Raw genomic sequence first — 14493 nt, 5'->3', positions numbered from 1 at the left:
GTCATGCGACCAAGCTGATTATTCGGTCTTAGCTACCGTTTCCGGTAGTTATCCCGATCTTACAGGCAGGTTACCTACGTGTTACTCACCCGTCCGCCGCTAAGTTATCCCCGAAGGAATAACTCCGCTCGACTTGCATGTATTAGGCACGCCGCCAGCGTTCGTCCTGAGCCAGGATCAAACTCTCCAATAAAGTGTTTGACTTGCTCATTTTGAAACTGACTTGCTTGCGAGAACCGAAATTCTCGTTATTCTTTCAATCATTCGTTGTTCAGTTTTCAAAGATCAATGTCTTTCTTGTGATCACCGCGTTGTTCTCTCGGCGACAACTTTTATAATATACCACGTTTCAACTTTATATGCAAGCTTTTTTTGAAATTAATTTTTGTCAATCTCATTCATGCTTACTTGTTGTTGAAGCGATAAATTAGACTTTACCACCATCGCCCACACAATGCAACTAGTAAAAAAATACAGTCACACTCGACGAGGCATATTTTCAAAAAGCTTCATTATATGTGCAAAAACAGATAGAAGTATTCCACTACGTATTAATATTGTTACTGGTAACTTTTAAATGGTGGTCCATTATCCGGATTCGTACTCGCTGCAGCGTTCTTGCCACTCGTTATGTTCGGACTGCATCAAGCATTGATTCCGATCCACGCCGAGTTAATCGCGCAATTCGGCTATACAGCACACTCTTGCCGATCCTTGCGATTGGCTGTTGCTGAACAAGAACAAGTTGGTGCAGCCATTATGCGCAATCTCATTAAAGGAGTTCTTCCTTCGGTTTCTTAGGGATCGCTGCTTCGATCCTCGGTTACCTGCTAGGACTTCTCGTTTCTTATATCTCTGGATTCCTGCTCACTTACTTCTTTGGCTTTACAAAAGAACTGATATTAGAGCATAATAAAGACAACTGAGCCATAAAACAATACATGAAAAATAGGGCATCTTGGAGCATACTACTCCGAAGATGTCCTATTTTCTTCATCCATGTTATAGAACAAATCGGAGGGCCCCCGCAATGATGGGAAGTATTTTGACGCAAATTCAGGCTTTGTACAATAAATTACCGCAATCGGAGCAGAAAGTAGCTCGCTATATTCTTGACCATCCAGAAGATGCGGCGAAGATCAGCATTCATGAACTCGCCGTAAAATCGGAAACAAGCGGCGCATCCGTCGTCCGATTCTGCCAATCGCTGCATGTCGATGGCTTCCCCCAACTCAAAATAAGACTCTCCTTTGATATTTCGAAGAATGAGCGGCCAACCTACTACGACTTCGATCCAAGCGATGAGACGGAATCGATCATTAAGAAGACCTTATCGAATAGCGTTCAAGCGCTGCAAGATACAGCCACTTCTCTGAACAGTCACACCATTGATCAGATCGTAGAAGCGATGGCACAAGCGCCGGCCATCTATTCGTTCGGGATCGGTGCTTCATCCGTCGTAGCCGAGGATATTGCCCAGAAGTGGATGCATCTCGGAAAAACAGCTTTCTCATTCCATGATCTTCATGTTCTGGCTGTCAATATTGCAAATGCGCCTCCAGGTTCGATATTCATCGGCGTATCCTATAGCGGGAAGACGAATGAAGTCGTGCAATCTACGCGACTCGCGAATAAGTACAAGCTAACAACGGTCGGGATCGCCCGTTACGGAGATCACGAACTCTCCGCGACCGCTAAGTACATGTTATCTATCGCCCATGAACCCGAGGCTGTGTTCCGAAGCGTTGCAACTAGCTCACGACTGGCGCAGCTGCTTGCCGTAGATACCCTATTCTTCGCTTACGCTTCATTACAGCATGATGCGACGATCAAACAGCTTACGGAGACCAGCCAAGCGATACGTATTTTGTATCAACAATCATAATCAAATTCCTAAATATATCCCATTCTATCTTATCAAAAAAGCCGAGCGTATCGTCACCTTCCTGACGATACGCTCGGCTTATTTTGAATCCATATGATAGATTTAGCCTTCTCCGCCCATGAACACGTAACGTGCAAGAACCAAGATGAACAAAATCCACATTAACCAATGAACCTTATGATTGCTCTTCCCTGTCATGTTACCTACAAATGCGAAGATAACATAAGAGATGATACCTAACGAAATACCGTTCGCAATACTGTATGTGAAAGGCATGAATGCAATCGTCAAGAATGCAGGAATACCAATCGTCATATCTTTAAAGTCAATTTCGCTTACCGATTGAACCATTAGCACACCAACAATGATTAATGCTGCTGCTGTTGCCGATCCTGGGATCAACGCAACCGCTGGTGCTAAGAACAATGCTGCTAAGAAGCAAAGACCTGTTGTTACGGAAGTCAATCCCGTACGTCCGCCTGCTGCAACCCCTGCAGAACTCTCTACGAATGTCGTTACTGTACTTGTACCTACAGCCGCGCCGCCTGCTACAGCGATCGCATCGACGAACATGGCCTTACCTACACGTTTGTTGCCTTCTTCTTTGTCCTTCATGAATCCTGCACGTGTTGCTGTACCTACAAGCGTACCAAATGTATCGAACAATTCAACGAATGTGAAGGTAACAATAATGGATACGATACCAACACCCATCATCCCCTCGAAATCGAACTGCCAGAAGTTCAACTGACTGAAGTCAGGCATCCAAGTCGCTGGCGTTGTGCTGACTGCTTTGAGATGATCATAAAATAATGCCCATCCGATCAAGGACGTTCCAATGATACCGAAGAAAATCGCACCTGGTACACGAAGCACCATAAGAATACCGATCAACGCGATACCAATGAGCGCAATCATGACATCGGGATTCGTAAAGCTGCCCATCGAGAATACCGATTCAAATCCAAGAAGTGGCGTGAATGCTCCAGCCTTGATATCCTTCGTCGATTCAACGGCAACAGACAAAATACCGCTGTTCTTCAAGCCTACAATCGTAATAAAGAAACCAATACCTACCGTAATCGCATGCTTCAGTCCATCTGGAATTGCGACCAAGAGTAGCTGTCGAAGCTTGGTAACCGTTAAGATGAAGAAGATAATACCGGACATAAATACCGCTGTTAACGCGATTTGCCAAGTCACCGGATGATTACTCGATGCTGTCGAAATAATAACCGATGCAAAATATGCATTAAGGCCCATACCTGGTGCAAGTGCTACTGGAAAGTTAACGAAAATCCCCATTGCGATTGTGAATACGCCCGCCGCAATTGCTGTCGCCAAAAATACGGAGTACCATTCCATGCCTGTTTTACCAAAAGCTGATAAGATGTTCGGGTTGACCGCCAAAATGTAAGCCATGGTCATAAATGTTGTGATCCCCGCCAAAACCTCAGTTCTGACATTTGTTCCGTTTTCCTTTAACTTAAAGAAACGATCCATTGTAAAGACTCCTCCTAAAAGTTTTATAAGCGCCAAGCTTATGAAATAGGGAACAACAAAAATAACCTAGGATAAAATATCTCCTAGGCTCGCATCCAAAAGAAATCGAAGCACACCAAATCAACAGGGCACACTTCTTCTCTCTTTTCGTAGCCAGATCATTTACGGTGACCTTGTAGAGACTCTCGGGCCGATTCCCAAGATTATACGAAAAATCGCAATCAATTTTGTTATTCATCTATATTGTAGAGGATAGGGTCGAATTTTGTCAATGGAAAACGCGAATATTCTTATGTTCAATTAAAGTTAATGTTCGGGAATCGTTAAAATTCAAAACAAAAAGACGACCAGGAACTGCCCGTAGACAACCCTGATCGTCTTGTAATCCCCTATCCTTTGATTCCCGTTGTTGCAATACCGCCGACAATATAGCGCTGTGCGAAGAAGAACAAGGCAAGCGGCGGGATACAGATGAGGAACGTAACTGCCATAATCGATACCATATCGACGCCGAACATCCCTCTGAACTGCGACAAACCAAGCGTAAGCGTGTATTTGCTCTGATCATTCAAGAAGATCAATGGACCTAAGTAATCATTCCAGCTGCTTAGGAAGTGGAACACGCCGACTAGGATTAACGCCGGAGTCATGAGCGGAACGATTAATCGAATAAAAATCTGGATCGGGTTCGCGCCGTCGATCCGTGCAGCTTCCTCCAGCTCGACTGGGATTCCCATAATAAATTGGCGTAATAGGAAAATGAAAAAGGCCGATCCGAACCATGCTGGAATAATCAGCGGTTTCAGCGTATTGATCCATCCCAGGTAGTTAAATTCCATATACTGCGGAATCATCGTCACTTCCCACGGAATCATCATTGACGCGAGCAAGATCATAAACAGCATGTCTTTTCCCTTGAACCGAAACCGTGCAAACCCATATGCTACAAGGGATGAAGAAACGAGCTGACCTACCAAGGATAACCCTGTGACGAGCAAAGAGTTCTTCAAGAAGACATTGAAAGGCTGCGATTCCCATGCGGTTATGAAATTGTCCCAATGGAAGACGGATGGGATCCACTTCGGCGGGAATACGTACAGCTCCTCCGGCGACTTCACAGCCGTTGTAATCATCCAGAAAAATGGTGCTATGAACAATAGTGAAAAGAAAATAAGAACGCCGTAAATTAATATTTTTCTCATCGGTATCACCCCGTTTATACGAATCAGTCTAATCTAGTACAATGTCACCGCATACCCGTCTATTTCTTGCCTTGCTTCATTTCCCCTTCATAGTAGACCCACGCGGACGAAGACTTGAAGACAATCAGCGTTAGCGAGAGCACAATCGCAAACATGAACCAAGCATTGGCGGAGGAATAGCCCATTTTGGAATATTTAAAGGCATTCTCGTACATGTACATCGCGTAGAAATAGGTAGAGTTCAGCGGTCCCCCGCCTGTCATCACAAGGGCTAGGGTCAGCTGCTGGAATGCAGCAATAATGGTCGTAATCAAGTTGAACAAAATGGTCGGGCTTAACATCGGCAATGTGATACGCGTGAACTGCTTCCATTTGCCGGCACCGTCAATTGCTGACGCTTCGTACATATCCTTCGGGATGTTCTTGAGTCCCGCTAGGAAGATGAGCATCATGGAACCTTGTCCCCATAAACTTGCGATAACCATCGCAACAGGCGCCCATGTTGGGCTAATGAGCCACTTCGGCCCTTCAATTCCGAACACGGAGAGAATATAGTTCAGGATCCCGTATTCACCATCGAATACCCAGGACCAGATCATCGCGAGTGCAACACCGGAAATAACGGATGGTAAGTAGAATGCTGTCCGGAAAAACCCACTGCCCTTCACGTTCTTGTTCAGCAACATTGCGAGCAGCAAGGCAATAATGATATTCAGCGGCACGAAGAGAACAGCGAATTTCATCGTCACGCCGAGAGATTCCCAGAACAACGGATCGTTCGTGAACATCTCTTTATAGTTCGCTAACCCAATGAATGTCTTGTCTCCAACAACAGGCCATTCATAGAAGCTAATTATGAGGGAGAAAATGAGCGGTCCCAGTGTAAAGGCAAGAAAGCCAATTATCCAAGGCAACGTGAACAAATAAGGAATACTCATTTGCTTGAATCGAGCAGGCGTCCGCTTTTTAATAGATTCCATTAATATCGTTCCTTTCAGGAGATGTTCGGGAAGGCCCGTTAGACATCGTTGGTGTGGTTTCATTGTAGTCTGAATGAAAGCGCTTTTACACGGTCATCTGTTTCCCAATAGGTGGCACTTTGTTCGAGAAAAATGTGGAGCTTTTCAACGTGTGGAGGGAGAATGTTCGGATGGTTTCGTTCTTTTGTTCGGTGGGAAAACATGCCCTCAACAATGCAAATTTCTATCATAGAAGTCAAAGGACAAGAGCCCGCTCCCTACGTGGGTGCTAGCGAGGTGCCTGGTGATAACGTTATGCTTGGTGCTTACGCGGTGCTAACATCTTGCTTGCTACTAGCGTAGTGCTTACTGCATCACTCTGCCTCTGGCTCCCCTCTCCCCCACTTTAACGAGAAAAAACCCGGCGAGATGCTCACCGGGCTTTAGATCCTATTTTTTATCGATATATTTCTTCGCATCTTTCACAGCTGCATTCAATGCATCCTGCGCATTCTCGCCGAGCATGACGGAATCGATCGCCGTCGTCAAGTAACGGTTCACGAGTTTCCAATTCCGGTTAAGCAAGAATGCAGGTGTGTTGTCCGAACGCTCCAGCATGTTGTAGAACGGTAAATACAGCGGGTTCTGATCGAACTTCATCTCTTGCACGAGACTCTTGCGGATCGGCAAGTCGGAATTACTGCGCATCTTGATTACTTCATTCGAGACGAAGAATTTCGTGAACTCCCATGCAAGATCCTTCTGCTTGGATTGCTTCGCCACCGAGATTGCGCTTAGTGCTACGATACCTTTGACCGGCTTGCCAGGGAAGACAGGCATTTCAACAGTACCAAAATCCACCTTCGCCGTCTTGAAGCCTTCCAACGGCCATACGCCGCTCTCCCACATGGCGATTTTGCCCGCTTTGAATACATCGTCGCCACTCATCTGGTTCTTGCCCCCTACGAGTGCAGCAGAACCATCCTTCAGCATATCGCCGAACTGCTGGATCGCTTGCGCCGTCTCTGGGCTGTTCATTTGACCTTCAATGTCTTTGCCATCGGCGCTTACGAAGCTGCCGCCGTTACTCCAGACGATGCCTTGTAGATCGTACGGGTCATTCGAAGTACGAATGCCGAATCCATATTGCTTCTTAGCTGGGTTGGAGAGCTTCTTCGCTGCTGCCTTGAAGTCATCCCATGTCCAACCGTCTTTTGGATACGGAACACCCGCATCATCGAACATTTTCTTATTGTAATACAATGCGCGAGTCGTAAATCCGCTCGGCAGACCATAGGTCTGTCCATCGACTTTCACGTAATTGAATAGACTTTCATAGATGTCATCGAGTTTCAAGCTCGCGTCTTTTGACATGAAGGAATCCAATGGCTCCAGGTTCGTGTAGTACGTCGGGAAATCCCACATCAGCATGACATCCGGCGGGTTGCCTGCACCGAAGGACGCAGCAAGCTTCTGGTCGAATCCGTCTGCATACGGTTCAATCTGAACTTTGACGCCTGGGTGCTGCTTCTCGAACAATTTCGCGATATCCTGTTGGACCTTCAGACTGTCACCTGTATCCCATGTTGCAAAACGAAGTGTTTTCTCTGTGTCCTTGCTTCCCGAACTTCCCTCGCTGCCTTGGTTCGATGTTGCTCCCCCACCGCCGCCGCAAGCACTAACCGTTAATGCAATCAACAATAATAGCGTTGTGACCATAGAACGTTTGTTACTCATGGATGATTGCCCCCCCAAACCATTTTTATCAATCAATTGATTACTCTCACTTTAAGAAAAATAAAGCGTTTTCAAAACGGCTTTTTGTTTCATGGCAGGGGTTATTTTGTCTTAAATTTTAACAGGATTCTTCTTTTTGTTCGGCCCGATATTGCGAGGGAGTCATCCCGCAGTAACGTTTGAACCATTTGCTTAAGTATTTGCCGTCCACCATACCGATCTGTTCCGCAATCCCTTGCAAGGTCATGTTCGTATTCGCCAGTAGATCCATCGCCACGCGCAGACGCATTCGGTACAACAGCTCAATGAAATTCTCTCCGGTGACCTTCTTGAACAGCGTACTGAAATGACTGCGGCTCAGACCGATCCGGTGCGCGACATCGCTAACAGACCACGGCTCCCGCAGATCCTCCGCCACAAGACGTATCGCATTCGTAATGGTCTCCGGCCAAGAATGGACCTTCAGCTCGAACTTCTTCTCAAGCTCAGCTTCCTGATGCAGCTTCGTCACGGCCTCCAGCCAAGCGTCCATCCCTTGTAACGGTCCCGTCCCGCTCCAATGGAACGATGGAATACGGCTCTTCACGTCCTTGAACAACGCCTCAAGCGCCTCACGATCCTTATAGCGTATAAAATAGAACGTTCGATCCGTTCCGCACAAAATGCTCTCGCAACCGACTTGCAGCCGACTCTCGATGTCAGACCAAATTAAATTTTCTTCTGTTACAAAGGACTTCGCCAAATAGACGCTGTGCGGCTCTTCCATCCACGACCAATGCGACTCCCAACGCGCCTGCAGCTCACTGCGGAATTCATTGCGGAAGCCGCATAACCAAGCATAGAAAGAAGCATTCCAACGGGCACGATCATCGAGAACAGACATGCTGCCTGCTTGCTCCGTATCAATGTCTTCTTGGAATTTGCGCAGGAACTCATTCAATTCTTCGTCTTCGAACGCTGTCTTGAGCAGATAGCCAGAGGCCCCTAACGAGATCCCTTGCTGGGCAAATTCGAAATCACGATGGCAGCTAAGAAGAAGGATCCGGGTCGACGGCGCTTCCTTTTTCACCCGCCGAGCGAATTCGATGCCGTTCAGTTCCGGCATGACGATGTCCGTAATAATCACATCGGGACGCAGCTCCGTAAAAGCCTCCCAGCCCTTCTGACCATTCGGCACATCCGCGACGACCTGCATGTTATAGCGCGCCCAATCGACGGTTGCAACCAGTCCTTTGCGCACGATACTCTCATCATCAGCAATTAATACTTTAATGGGTGATTTGGTTGTCATGTTCGTCCTCCTCCTTCTTCGGCCAACGTATTGTGATGACCGTGCCTTGACCAACAACAGATTGAATATCCAGGCCATATAATGGTCCAAAATGAAGCTTGAATTTCTGATCGACGTTGTTCACGCCGAGACCTCTGCCCCGCTTACTGCGATACGTCCCTTGGAGCAATTTTTGCCTATTCTCCTCCGTCATGCCTTTGCCATTGTCCGTTAGTCGAAGCACGAGATCCTCACCATCCTCTTCAACCGTGACACGTATCGTACCGCATCCATCCTCGAACGCATGGAAAAAAATATTCTCAAGCAGCGGCTGTAAGCTCATCCGTGGAATGACATAGTGCATCAGCGATTCATCTACCTGCTGCTCATAATTCACTTCATGCTCATAACGAATCCGCTGAATATGGAGGAAGTGATCGATAATATCCAGCTCCTTGCGCAGTGTAACCAGCTCTTGCGTGATATCCAGATTACCCTCGAGCAGCATGGCCAGATGATAGAGCATTTTACGAATATCCTCATTGCCTTGCAGCCTTGCTTTCCATTGAATCGAATTGAGCGTGTTGAACAACAGGTGTGGATTGATCTGATAATGAAATGCTCGCAGCTCTGCTTCTTTCTTCAACTTCTCTGTGATTGTAATCTCTTGAACCAAATCTTGAATTTGCCCGATCATGCGATTGAAGCTGTGTGCCAGCACCCCTAATTCGTCACGATCCTGTACGGGTATTCTCGTCTGCAATCTCCCTTTCCCTGCGAGGAACATCGATTCTTTGAGCCGTTTAATCCGGCCCGTTACACGGGATGAGAATAGGAAGCCAAGCAGCAACGCAAGCAGACCCGAGAACAACAGGCCGACGACGGTATACGAGCGAATGATATTCGAAGATTGGAAAAAGGACTTGTACGGCAGTCTCGCTTCCAGTGTCCAATCATTCAGGGATAAAGATTTGGACCATACAACATCATTCTCTTGCGGCTTAAAGGCATGTGCAGACTGATAGATCAGCTGTCCCGTACTGTTCTTGATCGTAAGCATCGCCTGTGTGCTCTTCTCGAACAAATGGAATAATTCATACATCTTATCCGCATTCATCTCGATGAGAATACGGCTATCCTTCAACGCCCCCTGCTGATTGCGAATCGGTACGACGAGGCCGAGCACCTTCTCATTTTCAGCAAATTCCTTGTAATGCCTTGGCGTGTAGAACCCCGGCCAATATTCCCCGGCATAATCGGCGGGAATTGCCTTCCACCAAGTCTGCTCCTTCAAGATCGTCGTCTTAATGGAATTCTCCCCGTAGAAGTAGCCGGACTTGGTAATAATAAATAACCCCCTCTGTTTCACAGTTTTAAGCGCTTTCAGAAAATCTTCTAAATCACTCTGTTCATGCAAATCTGAATACGAGCGCGGGATTTCTCGATGTATAGCGATCCGTGAGGGGTTCAACAAGTATGCGTGTACATATTCGGTCACGAGCTCCATTTGACTAAGTTCCGAATCCAGCTGGTATTGCAGCTGTGTCACCGCATTGCTCCCATACTTGCCTAATTGATCCTGAAGCAGCTCCGAGGATTTCGTGAATGACAGCCAGCCGAACGTGAAGAGCGGCAATAGTGCAGCGATAAGGAATAGTATAACGAGCTTCAGCCGAAGACTCCGACGCGGTGCAAGTAGTCGATGAAAAATCATTTGTATCCGCTGATAGTGCATAAGTTGCCTCCTGCTCTGAGCATGTTCGTACCCTAAAGTAAATGAAGTTTATCACACACCTACTTCGCTGACAATCCAGAACATCATTCCAAAAATATCCCCACAAAAAACAAAGGAATGTCAAGCATAAGCGACTTCGTCGTCCTCTATAGGACGATAAGCGTTTAAGAGAGAAATATAAGAACAGTTTATCCGTATAAAATCTCCAAAAGCGCACGATTCCCATAAAGCTTAGAAACGTGCGCTTCTTGTTATGCGTTCACATATTCATTCGCAAGCATTAGATAGACACTGGAGGTCCAAGTAAAGGCACGATCACGGAGTCCTGTACCATGAATGGCATCGAAATTCTCTGCCATGCCATGGGTGTTCGCCATCCGGCAGAACCGCTGCGCTGCAACACCAGCCAACTCGGTATATCCCCCGCGGCTGAGTCCATCGACGAGCAGCATCATGACCGGTGCCCAAATCGGCCCGCGCCAGTATCCATCCGGTTCATAATGCGGGCTGTTCATGCTCTCGGTTGCGAACCCATTCGGAGATAAGAATCGCTCCTCATCAGACAGCGCTTGAATGAGCGTATCTTGAACCTCTTGCGGCAATCGCTGGCCCAGGATGATAGGCATATAATTGATTAAACTCTCGCCCGCTAACCGCTCATGCGTACCTGTTCGAACGGCTCTAAGTTCACCATTCTGCCAGAAGTGCTCCAGCATACGATCGAGTGTCCGCTGTGCCAAGGCATGCCATTCGGTGGCTTCGTGTGTCTTTCCAAGCTCCTCTGCAATCCGGCCAAGCGTCTCGCATTGTAGCACAAGATAAGCACATAGATCCGGGCTCTCCACAGCGCCACGCTCATGGAAAATCGTACTGTTATCCCAGCCGCTGTCATTACCATGGTTGTATTGTGGAATACCATCACGATCATCATCCCGCTCGTTATACCACCAACGGGTCCAACGAGCGAGTGGTTCATAGACTTCGCGAAGCTGTACTTCACCAATCCAATCGGTACGATCCATCATCCACGCTAACGTCCAGCCGTGAATCGGCGGCTTATTGCAGTTCCACAAGGCATATTTATCATTCATAAAATCGGGCAGCAGCCCGCTCTCATCTTGACGGTCAAAGAAGATCATAAATTGATCCCATGCAAGTGCTGGGTTGGAGCTGACAAGTGCCATCGCATTGAAGCAATGATCCCAGCTCCAAATGTTCGTCATCCAGTTCTTCGACATATACATCGCAGGGCGTGTCAGATATCCATCCGCAGGGACAACACAAGACCATGTTATATATGAAGCTAGCTCTCTGCCTGCCGCATAGGCTTCATCGGACGGCAAAGTCGACTGCCTCCACGCTTCATATTCTGCAGCGACATACTGTACCCCTTCATCGAATAATGGGAACTCTCGCTCAAGCCACGTCGTGCGGTACTCTTCCACACGGAACTCGGTGATGTTCGTCGCTACATCAGGCACAAAATGCGCCTTCACATGTGTACATTTCGTCCGCACCCATGGGGCATCCATCTCGATCTGTCCTTGAACCGAGGTGAGCATGAACCGTACTTCATTCAAGAAGCTGTTCACTTCCCAGCGGTTGTCCTTCATTCGCATCGCATAATCATAATCGCCACCGGATAAGGTAAGCCGAACGCCAACCCCCTCCGCCCGGAAGCCTACCGTGCGGCCATCGAAGATACAGATCTCCGCATACCCGCTGCTCGACTCCATTCGAAGGCGTGATGGTGTTGCATGCGTTGTGTAAGGAACATCCTCTCCTTGAGCAGTCAACTCAATACGAAAAGCTGCCCCGCTCGTCATATCTCCGCCGCGTACCGTACGTAGATAGACTCCTTCTGGACGATCTCCCGAAGCACGTAAATACGATATAGTTAGAAACGAGCCGTAACGGCTGAATGGAATAGTACGAATATCATAAGTGAAAGTCATGAACTGCTCCTCCTCTAGTGCGATAGCGCTTACAAATATTCCGATAATACACCCATTGTAGGCCATGGAAACCGCATTGCAGTTGCACACCCGTACGGATTTGCTCGTATGTCTGTTAGAAAGGTCACGCTTTCAAGTCATTTATTCGTCTATTTGTTAGGTTATATTCGTCTATTTGTTCGATACGGGGTAGTTCTTGGGGTAATGGCTAATAGAACCGGGTGCTGGGAGGATATGAGGATCAAGTGAGCGAAAACTGCTGCTTTTGGGCAGTTATTTGCGATGCATGGAGCTCAATTGAGCACATTAGCTGCTTTTGGGCAGTTATTTGCGATGCATTGGAGCTCATACGAGCCTTTTAACTGCTTTTTAGCAGTTATTTACAATGCATGGAGCTCATACGAGCCAATTAACTGCTTTTGGGCAGTTATTTGCGATACATGGAGCTCATATGAGCCTTTTAACTGCTTTTTAGCAGTTATTTGCGATACATGGAGCTCATACGAGCCTTTTAACTGCTTTTTAGCAGTTATTTGTACTCCTGCGCAAAATGTGGCGCCCCCAACAAAAAAACCGCCGTAAGCTGATTGCTTACGACGGTCTTGTCCATTTCGTATATTAACCTATTCCCACTCGATCGTCGCTGGCGGCTTGGACGTTACATCGTAAACGATGCGGTTAACGTTCTCTACTTCGTTAACGATACGAACAGAAATTTTCTCTAAGATATCCCAAGGGATACGCGCCCAGTCCGCTGTCATGCCGTCGATCGATGTTACCGCACGGATACCTACCGTGTAGGAATACGTACGCGCATCACCCATGACGCCAACGCTCTTCATGCCCGGAAGTGCCGTGAAGTATTGCCAGATCTCGCGGTCAAGACCTGCCTTAGCGATCTCCTCACGCAGAATCGCATCGGACTCGCGAACGATCACTAATTTCTCTTCTGTCACTTCGCCTAGCACGCGGATCGCAAGACCCGGACCTGGGAACGGTTGACGATGTACGATCGCATCTGGCAAGCCGCACTCCGTTCCGACTTTACGCACTTCATCTTTGAACAATGCTTTGAGCGGTTCAATCAACTCAAAGTGCATATCTTCAGGCAACCCACCAACGTTGTGGTGCGATTTGATTGTGTGGGCCGTTGCAGTACCGCTCTCGACGATATCTGTATAAAGCGTGCCTTGCGCTAGGAAATCGAATTGACCCAATTTCTTCGACTCTTCATCGAAGCAGTAGATGAATTCGTTACCGATAATTTTACGCTTCTGTTCTGGATCCGATACACCCGCTAGTTTGCCTAAGAAACGGTCGCGTGCATCAATTTTCACCACGTGCATATCGAACTTGCCAACGAACGTCTCCATTACGCTCTCAGCTTCATCCTTACGCAACAAGCCATGGTCGATGAACATACAAGTCAATTGATCGCCGATCGCTTTGTGGAGAAGGATTGCAACAACCGAAGAATCTACGCCGCCGCTAAGTGCGCACAGAACTTTACGGTCTCCCACTTGGTTACGGATATCGCGAATCGTATCGTCGATGAACGTCTCCATGCTCCAGTTGCCAGTGCAATCGCAGACATTGTACAAGAAGTTGCGAATCATTTCGTTCCCGTGTACCGAGTGACGCACTTCCGGATGGAATTGAACTGCAAAGAAGTTCTTCTCCGCATGAACCATCGAAGCGATTGGCGCATGCTCAGAGCTTCCAGTTGTCTTGAAGCCTGTTGGAAGCGCAACGACATGGTCTCCATGGCTCATCCATACCGTCTGCTTCGCATTAAGATCTGCCACTAAGCGGAAGTCTGCTTCGAAATCTACATCTGCTTTACCGTACTCGCGTTTGTTCGCACGTTCAACTTTACCACCAAGCTGGTGCGCCATCAGCTGCATACCATAGCAAATGCCTAGAATTGGCAATCCCAATTCGAAGATTTCTGGATCAACTTGCGGAGAATTCTCTTCATATACACTTGTCGGTCCGCCAGAGAATACAATTCCTTTCGGAGCGATCTCACGAATGCGTGCAGCAGACGTATTGTAAGGCAATAGCTCGCTGTATACCCCTAAGTCGCGGATACGTCTTGCGATAAGTTGGTTATATTGTCCCCCGAAATCGAGAACAACAATAATTTCATTCGGTTTATCCATTAGTAACGTGCCTCCCTCAATTCATGAAGTTAATTATACGAACCGAAAATCCCACCGTCAAGGCAAGTTCGCTTCGAAATACTGC

Annotated in this window: 10 protein-coding genes, 1 rRNA gene and 1 riboswitch; of the genes, 2 read left to right on the top strand and 9 right to left on the bottom strand. The window is 47.3% G+C overall.

Annotation, left to right across the window (positions count from 1 at the left end; all coding sequences use genetic code 11):
- Nucleotides 1–193, bottom strand: a 16S ribosomal RNA gene (locus tag C558_RS0103990); the annotation flags it as partial.
- Between the two features lie 425 nt (nt 194–618).
- On the opposite strand from C558_RS0103990, the gene C558_RS35160 reads away from it, so the two are divergent.
- On the top strand, nt 619–801 hold the full coding sequence (locus C558_RS35160; protein WP_018754940.1) for a hypothetical protein: 183 nt from the start codon (nt 619–621) through the stop codon (nt 799–801).
- Between the two features lie 229 nt (nt 802–1030).
- Nucleotides 1031–1885, top strand: coding sequence for a MurR/RpiR family transcriptional regulator (locus C558_RS0103980; RefSeq protein ID WP_018754939.1), 855 nt, complete (start codon nt 1031–1033; stop codon nt 1883–1885).
- Between the two features lie 102 nt (nt 1886–1987).
- On the opposite strand, the gene C558_RS0103975 is transcribed toward C558_RS0103980, so the two are convergent.
- The 8 genes from C558_RS0103975 to guaA form a co-directional block, all read right to left on the bottom strand.
- Entirely contained in the window at nt 1988–3388 is a 1401-nt protein-coding gene (locus C558_RS0103975) for an NCS2 family permease (protein ID WP_018754938.1), read from the bottom strand.
- Between the two features lie 130 nt (nt 3389–3518).
- A riboswitch (purine riboswitch) is annotated at nt 3519–3619 on the bottom strand.
- A 158-nt stretch (nt 3620–3777) separates the two neighbouring features.
- On the bottom strand, nt 3778–4590 hold the full coding sequence (locus C558_RS0103970; protein ID WP_018754937.1) for a carbohydrate ABC transporter permease: 813 nt from the start codon (nt 4588–4590) through the stop codon (nt 3778–3780).
- Between the two features lie 59 nt (nt 4591–4649).
- Complete coding sequence (locus tag C558_RS0103965) at nt 4650–5570, bottom strand: carbohydrate ABC transporter permease (protein ID WP_018754936.1); 921 nt, start codon at nt 5568–5570, stop codon at nt 4650–4652.
- Between the two features lie 429 nt (nt 5571–5999).
- Nucleotides 6000–7286, bottom strand: coding sequence for an ABC transporter substrate-binding protein (locus tag C558_RS0103955; protein ID WP_018754934.1), 1287 nt, complete (start codon nt 7284–7286; stop codon nt 6000–6002).
- A 118-nt stretch (nt 7287–7404) separates the two neighbouring features.
- Nucleotides 7405–8577: a response regulator gene (locus C558_RS0103950; RefSeq protein WP_018754933.1), complete on the bottom strand. Its 1173-nt coding sequence runs from the start codon at nt 8575–8577 to the stop codon at nt 7405–7407.
- A complete protein-coding gene (locus tag C558_RS0103945; protein ID WP_018754932.1) occupies nt 8555–10291 on the bottom strand; it encodes a sensor histidine kinase in 1737 nt (578 codons plus the stop codon). Before C558_RS0103945 ends, C558_RS0103950 begins: the two co-directional genes overlap by 23 nt.
- 251 nt (nt 10292–10542) lie before the next feature.
- Nucleotides 10543–12246: an amylo-alpha-1,6-glucosidase gene (locus C558_RS0103940; protein ID WP_018754931.1), complete on the bottom strand. Its 1704-nt coding sequence runs from the start codon at nt 12244–12246 to the stop codon at nt 10543–10545.
- 623 nt (nt 12247–12869) lie between these two features.
- Nucleotides 12870–14408, bottom strand: coding sequence for a glutamine-hydrolyzing GMP synthase (gene guaA, locus C558_RS0103935; RefSeq protein WP_018754930.1), 1539 nt, complete (start codon nt 14406–14408; stop codon nt 12870–12872).
- Between the last annotated feature and the right edge of the window lie 85 nt (nt 14409–14493).

This window comes from Paenibacillus terrigena DSM 21567 (assembly GCF_000374845.1).
In the GTDB taxonomy this organism is placed as follows: Bacteria; Bacillota; Bacilli; order Paenibacillales; family Paenibacillaceae; genus Paenibacillus_K; species Paenibacillus_K terrigena.
The sequence above is the reverse complement of the archived record's forward strand: the minus strand, read 5'-3'. Positions and strand labels throughout refer to the sequence as shown.

Bases quoted from the DNA above. Each gene is read 5' to 3' on its own strand.
- C558_RS0103975 (WP_018754938.1), bottom strand. From the start codon at position 3,388: ATGGATCGTTTCTTTAAGTTAAAGGAAAACGGAACAAATGTCAGAACT.
- guaA (WP_018754930.1), bottom strand. From the start codon at position 14,408: ATGGATAAACCGAATGAAATTATTGTTGTTCTCGATTTCGGGGGACAA.
- C558_RS0103965 (WP_018754936.1), bottom strand. From the start codon at position 5,570: ATGGAATCTATTAAAAAGCGGACGCCTGCTCGATTCAAGCAAATGAGT.
- C558_RS0103980 (WP_018754939.1), top strand. From the start codon at position 1,031: ATGATGGGAAGTATTTTGACGCAAATTCAGGCTTTGTACAATAAATTA.
- C558_RS0103940 (WP_018754931.1), bottom strand. From the start codon at position 12,246: ATGACTTTCACTTATGATATTCGTACTATTCCATTCAGCCGTTACGGC.
- C558_RS0103945 (WP_018754932.1), bottom strand. From the start codon at position 10,291: ATGCACTATCAGCGGATACAAATGATTTTTCATCGACTACTTGCACCG.
- C558_RS0103970 (WP_018754937.1), bottom strand. From the start codon at position 4,590: ATGAGAAAAATATTAATTTACGGCGTTCTTATTTTCTTTTCACTATTG.
- C558_RS0103955 (WP_018754934.1), bottom strand. From the start codon at position 7,286: ATGAGTAACAAACGTTCTATGGTCACAACGCTATTATTGTTGATTGCA.
- C558_RS0103950 (WP_018754933.1), bottom strand. From the start codon at position 8,577: ATGACAACCAAATCACCCATTAAAGTATTAATTGCTGATGATGAGAGT.